Raw genomic sequence first — 5681 nt, forward strand, 5'->3', positions numbered from 1 at the left:
GGGCCTCTCCCTCGCCGCCATGCAACTCGGCACCATCGCATGAGAGTTGACCGCCGATCTCGGCGCCGGAAAACGAGACCTCGCCGATGCCCTTCAAATTGTCGAGGAAGACGCCGCCCCTGATCGTGGCGCCCTGCGCATTCAGGGCACTGCCCTCGCCGCCATTCAACTCGGCCTCCTCCGCGGTGAGTTGACCGCCGATCTCGGTGCCGACGAACGAGACCTCGCCGGTGCTCTTCAGTTTGCGAAGGAAGGCATGGCCCTTGATCGTGGCGCCCTGCGCATTCAGGCTGGGCAGACTGCTGCCATTGAGGACCAGGCGATCGAAATTGGCCTGATCAGCCACGATAGGTTCCGCGAAAGCGCATCGGAGCAACCGAACCGCGCCCTTGGCAGACGCAAAGCTAAGGTCCAGCTCGCCCACGATCCAGGCGCCCTCCAGTTGCACGCCCTTCTCGTGCAGTCGGCACTGCTCGCAGCCGCCGAGGATCAGATAGCGCAGCAGGTCGGCGCGGATTGTTCGCGCTTTGCTCGGGCGCTTAGGCCGGGTGCCATTGCCAAGGGTGGTCAGTTCGCCACGCTTACAGCCCTCGATCAGTTTCTTTTCGGCGGGGCTGAGGGCGTCTATGCCTTTGAGGCTTTCGATGTCGGCATAGGTTCGGATCAGCATGGTCGCCCCAGAGGTTCAAGGTGATCGCGAGACTAGCTGCGCGTTTCGTTGCCTGCAACCGCAGGATAGCATTGCGCCTGTGGTTCCCCTCACCCGGCCTCCGCTTCGCTCGGCCACCTCTCCCCCGAGGGGAGAGGTGCAGTCGCCGGCGCTGCGGCGACAAACGGACAAAACGCAAAAAGCCGCCGGGTTGCCCCGACGGCTTTTGAAAGTCACGTATACGGAAAAGCTCAGACGAACTGGCTCAGACCCGGAACCGAGGCCACAACCTCGTCCACCACATCGGCGCCGGCATGTTCGCGGGCAACGGCCATGGTTTCCTTGGCGAGCGTGGTGATCTCGCCCATGCCGAGGCCCTGGGCCATCAGCTGCTGGCCAAGGCCCATGATGCCGCCGCCGCCGATGGCGCTCATCAGGCCGCCGAGAAGGCCGCCGCCGCCGGCACCTTCGCCGTTGTACTTGGCCACCAGTTCGGCAGCCCCCGGGATGGCTTCGATCATCGTGGCGACCGGGCCGTCGGCTGCTTCGCGCTGCAGGAAGCCGAGCATCATGCCGAGCGCCTTTTCGGCGAGGTCCGGGGAAATACCGACATTGTCGGCGATGCGGGTGACGATTTCGCTCATGATTTTGAGGCCTCCTGCCCTTGGAATATTGACGTTAACGTCAACGTAATGGATGTTTTCACTGAACTCAAGTGGACTTAGGCAAAGTCTGGCGCGTGCGGCCCGATAATCGGTGCAAAACCCTTCGGCTGCACTGTTGCGCTCACTGTCGCGTCTATTGGCGCGCCCCCTGCCCTGTCAGTCCTGTCCTGCCCTGTCCTACTCTGGCTTCTGCCTTGCGGCGCGTGCCTTGGCAAGCCTTCCGCCGCCTGCCGGATGCCAGGCGAAACATCAAGCGAGACAACAGGCCAGTTGCCGTGCCCAATGACGCTTCAGTTGACGGGTCAGAATGACCGATACCGGGCGTTGTCGATGTTCCACACTATCCTTATAAGAGCAAGCGGACGAATGCGTTAAGCGCCAGGGAGATGAGTGCATATGCTGAAAGACGGCGAACTCTATATCGGCACCAGCCGCAATCCGGACGACAGCCTGAACAAGGGCGAATATCTGGCGCTGAAATATGGCAACCACCACGGCCTTGTCACCGGCGCCACCGGCACCGGCAAGACCGTGACGCTGCAGGTGCTCGCCGAAAGCTTCTCCGAGGCCGGCGTTCCGGTGTTTGCCGCCGATATCAAGGGCGACCTTTCCGGCATTGCCGCCATGGGCGAGCCGAAGGACTGGATCACCCAGCGGGCGACACAGATCGGCTTTACCGACTATGCGCCCGCCGAATTCCCGGTGATCTTCTGGGACCTCTACGGTGAAAAGGGCCATCGGGTGCGCACCACCGTCGCCGAGATGGGGCCGCTGCTTTTGTCGCGGCTGATGAACGCATCGGAAGCCCAGGAAGGTGCTCTCAACATCGCCTTCAAGATTGCCGACCAGGGCGGCTTGCCGCTGCTCGACCTGAAGGACCTGCAGGCGCTCCTGACCTATATGGCGGAAAACGCTTCCGAGCTTTCCAGCCAGTTCGGCCTGATCTCCAAGGCCTCGATCGGCACGCTGCAGCGCGGGCTGCTGGTGCTCGAACAGCAGGGTGCGCAGAACTTTTTCGGCGAACCTGCCCTGAAGATCACCGACATCATGCGCACCACCAATGACGGCCGCGGCGCGATCTCGGTGCTGGCCGCCGACAAGCTGATGATGAACCCGCGTCTCTACGCGACCTTCCTGCTATGGCTGCTGTCGGAACTGTTCGAGGAACTGCCGGAAGTCGGCGATCTCGACAAGCCGAAGCTGGTGTTCTTCTTCGACGAGGCGCATCTCCTGTTCAACGACGCGCCGAAGGTGCTGACCGAACGGGTCGAGCAAGTGGTGCGGCTGATCCGCTCAAAGGGCGTCGGCGTCTATTTCGTGACCCAGAACCCGCTTGATGTTCCCGAAACGGTGCTCGCCCAGCTCGGCAACCGGGTTCAGCATGCTTTGCGCGCCTATACGCCGCGCGAGCAGAAGGCCGTGAAGACGGCGGCCGATACGTTCCGGCCGAACCCGGCGTTCGATTGCGCAACCGCAATCACCACACTCGGCATCGGCGAGGCGCTGGTCTCGACGCTGGAAGCCAAGGGGGCGCCGTCGATCGTCGAGCGCACGCTGGTGCGCCCGCCGTCCGGCCGTGTCGGACCGCTGACCGACCCGGAGCGGCAGAAGGTGATGAGCCTCAGCCCGGTCGCCGGCCAGTATGACGCAGATCTCGACGCGGAATCGGCCTACGAGATCCTCAATGCCCGCGCGGCCAAGGCGGCAGAGGCCGCCGCTGCCAAGCAGGCCGCCGAGGAGCGGGCGAAAAACGGCGAGGCAGAGGACAGCGCGTCGGGCCGCTGGACGCTGCCGGGCTTCGGCGACGACGACCGGCAAGACGGAGATAGCGAGCGCAAGCCGACGCGCAAATCGTCAGGCTACCAGCGGGAGACGGTGATCGAGGCGGCGATGAAGAGTGCCGCCCGCTCGGTGGCGACCTCCGTCGGCCGGGCCCTGGTGCGCGGCATCCTGGGAAGCCTCAGGCGTTAGCGGTCAGGCTCGGGACCTGCCCCCCTTCGATGACGGCAATCGCGGCGAAGACGACTGCAACCTGCTGTCGTCTTCATGACGGCGGATCACGTCTTGCCGCGGACAAATGCATGCAGGCTCGGCGGGTCGGGATGGCGTTTGAACAAGATCAAGCTGCGAGGGCGAAAGTCTCTGTTTTTACTCAATATTGGGGACAAAGCTTTTACACGGGCGAAAGCTTTGGCTGTTCCAGAGCAGGACAGTTGAACCGAACCACAATATTTGACCCGTTAAACCTCAGCGTGAAATGGGGCTGGTTATTCACCGAAGCGCAACGGATACTGGGTTATGATCGGCGTAATATCGATGACTGGCGATTGTCCAGTTTTGCGTGAGGTGTAACGTGGATAGCGGCCTGAACCATGTCGTGCTGGTGAACAACGCCAGACGGGCCCTCGAGAAGGGCCGCTTCGAGCTGATCTACCAGCCGATCTATTCGGTCGGCCACCGAGAGGTCGACAGCCTGGAGACGCTGCTGCGCTGGCGCATGGAGCCGGGCAAGCTGGCGGCCGCGCAGGAATTCCGCGGCATCTTCCGCGATCCGTCGATGTCGCTGTCGATCCGCAATTTCGTGTTGGAGAACACCATTCGCCAGGCCGCCGCCTGGCAGGACGACGGCCACCATTTTGGCCGTTTGAGCATCAACACCACCGCGTTCGACCTGTGTTCCGGCGACCTCGCCGGACGGCTGGAAGCCATGCTCGCCCTCTACCGCCTGTCGCCGGACATGATCGAGATCGAAGTGCCGGAAAATGCGCTTTACGGGCCACGCGCCGTCGAGGTGGGCCTGGCCATCGAAATGCTGTGCTATTCGGGCTTTTCGCTGGCGCTCGACAATTTCGGCGCAACCTATGCCGGGCTGTCGGCGCTGCGCCGCTATCCCTTCAGCCGGCTGAAGATCGACCCGAGTCTGATGCGCAACGCGCTGACCAATTCGGTCGACCAGGCGATCATCCGCCATGTGATCGGACTCGGGCATGATCTCGGCATCACCATCACCGCGTCCGGCGTCGAAAGCGAGGCCCAGATGGAAGCCGCCCTGCAGCTCGGGGTCGACAGCATCCAGGGCTATTTCGTCTGTTTCCCGAAAGAGGCGGAAATGGTGCCGCGGGTCTGTCATGTGCTGAACCTGCAGGGTCGTAGCGCTTGATTGTTGCGTGATCGCGTACCACTGACCAGAAACCGTTGAACACACTGGCATGTCCGCCCGGATCGTGGCAGGGTCGGCCATGCTTCTCGTGATCTATTGCAGCGCCGCCCTTGCCGAAATTGCCGGCTGTTTTGCCTTCTGGGCCTGGTGGCGCCTGGGCCATTCGCCCGTGTGGCTGGCGCCCGGCGTCTTGTCGCTGGCGCTGTTTGCATTCCTGCTGACACTGGTGCCCTCGGATGCGGCAGGTCGCGCCTATGCGGCCTATGGCGGCGTCTATATCGCCGCCTCGCTTTTGTGGCTGTGGCTGGTCGAGGGCCAGCGACCGGATCGTTTCGATCTGTCAGGGGCGGCCATCTGCCTGGTCGGCGCCATGGTGATCCTGCTGCCGCAGCGCGGCTGAGGGATTCGGCCAGCCGCTATATTGGGCGTTTCGGGCCGATTTCCCCTCAAAAACCGGAATGCCGGCTTGCGAAATTTCCGTATATACATAAATTATGATGATCGTCTGGGATGAACCGAAACGGCAGCAGAACCTCGCCAAGCATGGTCTCGATTTCGCTGACCTTGATCTGGAATTCTTTCTGGCTGCTCGGGTTAGGCCTGTGCGCCACCGGCGAACGATGGCCGTGGGCGAGTTCGATGGACAGATCGTCATCGCGGTCATCTTTACCCTCTTGGCAGCGAGGCGATTTCGCTGATTTCGATGCGGCCGGCGAGCCGCAAGGAAAGGAGACTGGCATGGCGATGAAATTCTCATCAAAGCGGCCACTGACCGATGCGGAAGAAGCAGAAATCCAGAAGATGATTGCATCGGATCCGGACAATCCGGAAGCGACAGAAGAAGAGCTGAAGGAATTCCGGCCGTTTCGCGAGGTTTATCCCGATATCGCCGAAGCGATCGACCGCAAGCTCGCCGGACGGCCGAAATCGGAGGCACCGAAACAGGCGATCAGCATCCGGCTCGATGCCGAGGTGATCGCGCGTTTCAGGGCCACCGGCGATGGCTGGCAATCGCGGATGAACGAAGCACTGCGCAAGGCCGTGGGATTGTAGAACGAAAAAGGGGAGAGCGATCCGCCCTCCCCTCGTTCAATCAGTCGATATTCGATCACACGGCGACGGGCTTGCGATTGGCTTCGCGGAAGGACACGAGGCGACCGAGCTTTTCGTCCCAGAGGACCAGTTTCACGCAGGCGAAGCTTTCGCG

Annotated in this window: 6 protein-coding genes and 2 pseudogenes; 6 read left to right on the forward strand and 2 right to left on the reverse strand. The window is 62.3% G+C overall.

Annotated features, from left to right (window positions below):
• Positions 1-670, reverse strand: a pseudogene (locus PDO_RS09055) (hypothetical protein); the annotation flags it as partial.
• A gap of 230 nt (positions 671-900) precedes the next feature.
• Positions 901-1293 carry a hypothetical protein gene (locus PDO_RS09060; RefSeq protein ID WP_007600669.1) on the reverse strand — a complete coding sequence of 131 codons (393 nt, stop codon included), beginning with the start codon at positions 1291-1293 and terminating at the stop codon, positions 901-903.
• A 417-nt stretch (positions 1294-1710) separates the two neighbouring features.
• Here PDO_RS09060 and PDO_RS09065 point away from each other — a divergent pair, with 417 nt between their 5' ends.
• The 6 genes and pseudogenes from PDO_RS09065 to PDO_RS09085 all read left to right on the forward strand — a co-directional run bounded on the left by PDO_RS09065 (position 1711) and on the right by PDO_RS09085 (position 5527).
• Positions 1711-3285 (forward strand): helicase HerA-like C-terminal domain-containing protein, encoded by a 1575-nt coding sequence (locus tag PDO_RS09065; protein WP_007600671.1) that lies wholly within the window; start codon positions 1711-1713, stop codon positions 3283-3285.
• A gap of 110 nt (positions 3286-3395) precedes the next feature.
• Positions 3396-3659, forward strand: coding sequence for a hypothetical protein (locus tag PDO_RS27840; RefSeq protein ID WP_141649865.1), 264 nt, complete (start codon positions 3396-3398; stop codon positions 3657-3659).
• Between the two features lie 8 nt (positions 3660-3667).
• Positions 3668-4474, forward strand: a complete 807-nt coding sequence (locus tag PDO_RS09070) for an EAL domain-containing protein (protein WP_007600676.1) — start codon at positions 3668-3670, stop codon at positions 4472-4474.
• A gap of 79 nt (positions 4475-4553) precedes the next feature.
• Entirely contained in the window at positions 4554-4874 is a 321-nt protein-coding gene (locus tag PDO_RS09075; protein ID WP_007600678.1) for a YnfA family protein, read from the forward strand.
• A 94-nt stretch (positions 4875-4968) separates the two neighbouring features.
• Positions 4969-5222 (forward strand): annotated as a pseudogene (locus PDO_RS09080) (BrnT family toxin).
• Positions 5213-5527 carry a BrnA antitoxin family protein gene (locus tag PDO_RS09085; RefSeq protein WP_007600681.1) on the forward strand — a complete coding sequence of 105 codons (315 nt, stop codon included), beginning with the start codon at positions 5213-5215 and terminating at the stop codon, positions 5525-5527. The pseudogene PDO_RS09080 and the gene PDO_RS09085 overlap by 10 nt, the downstream one beginning before the upstream one ends.
• Positions 5528-5681: the final 154 nt, after the last annotated feature.

The organism is Rhizobium sp. PDO1-076, assembly GCF_000247475.1.
Taxonomy (GTDB): Bacteria; Pseudomonadota; Alphaproteobacteria; order Rhizobiales; family Rhizobiaceae; genus Allorhizobium.

Bases quoted from the DNA above. Each gene is read 5' to 3' on its own strand.
- PDO_RS09060 (WP_007600669.1), bottom strand. From the start codon at position 1,293: ATGAGCGAAATCGTCACCCGCATCGCCGACAATGTCGGTATTTCCCCG.
- PDO_RS09065 (WP_007600671.1), top strand. From the start codon at position 1,711: ATGCTGAAAGACGGCGAACTCTATATCGGCACCAGCCGCAATCCGGAC.
- PDO_RS27840 (WP_141649865.1), top strand. From the start codon at position 3,396: ATGCAGGCTCGGCGGGTCGGGATGGCGTTTGAACAAGATCAAGCTGCG.
- PDO_RS09075 (WP_007600678.1), top strand. From the start codon at position 4,554: ATGCTTCTCGTGATCTATTGCAGCGCCGCCCTTGCCGAAATTGCCGGC.
- PDO_RS09085 (WP_007600681.1), top strand. From the start codon at position 5,213: ATGGCGATGAAATTCTCATCAAAGCGGCCACTGACCGATGCGGAAGAA.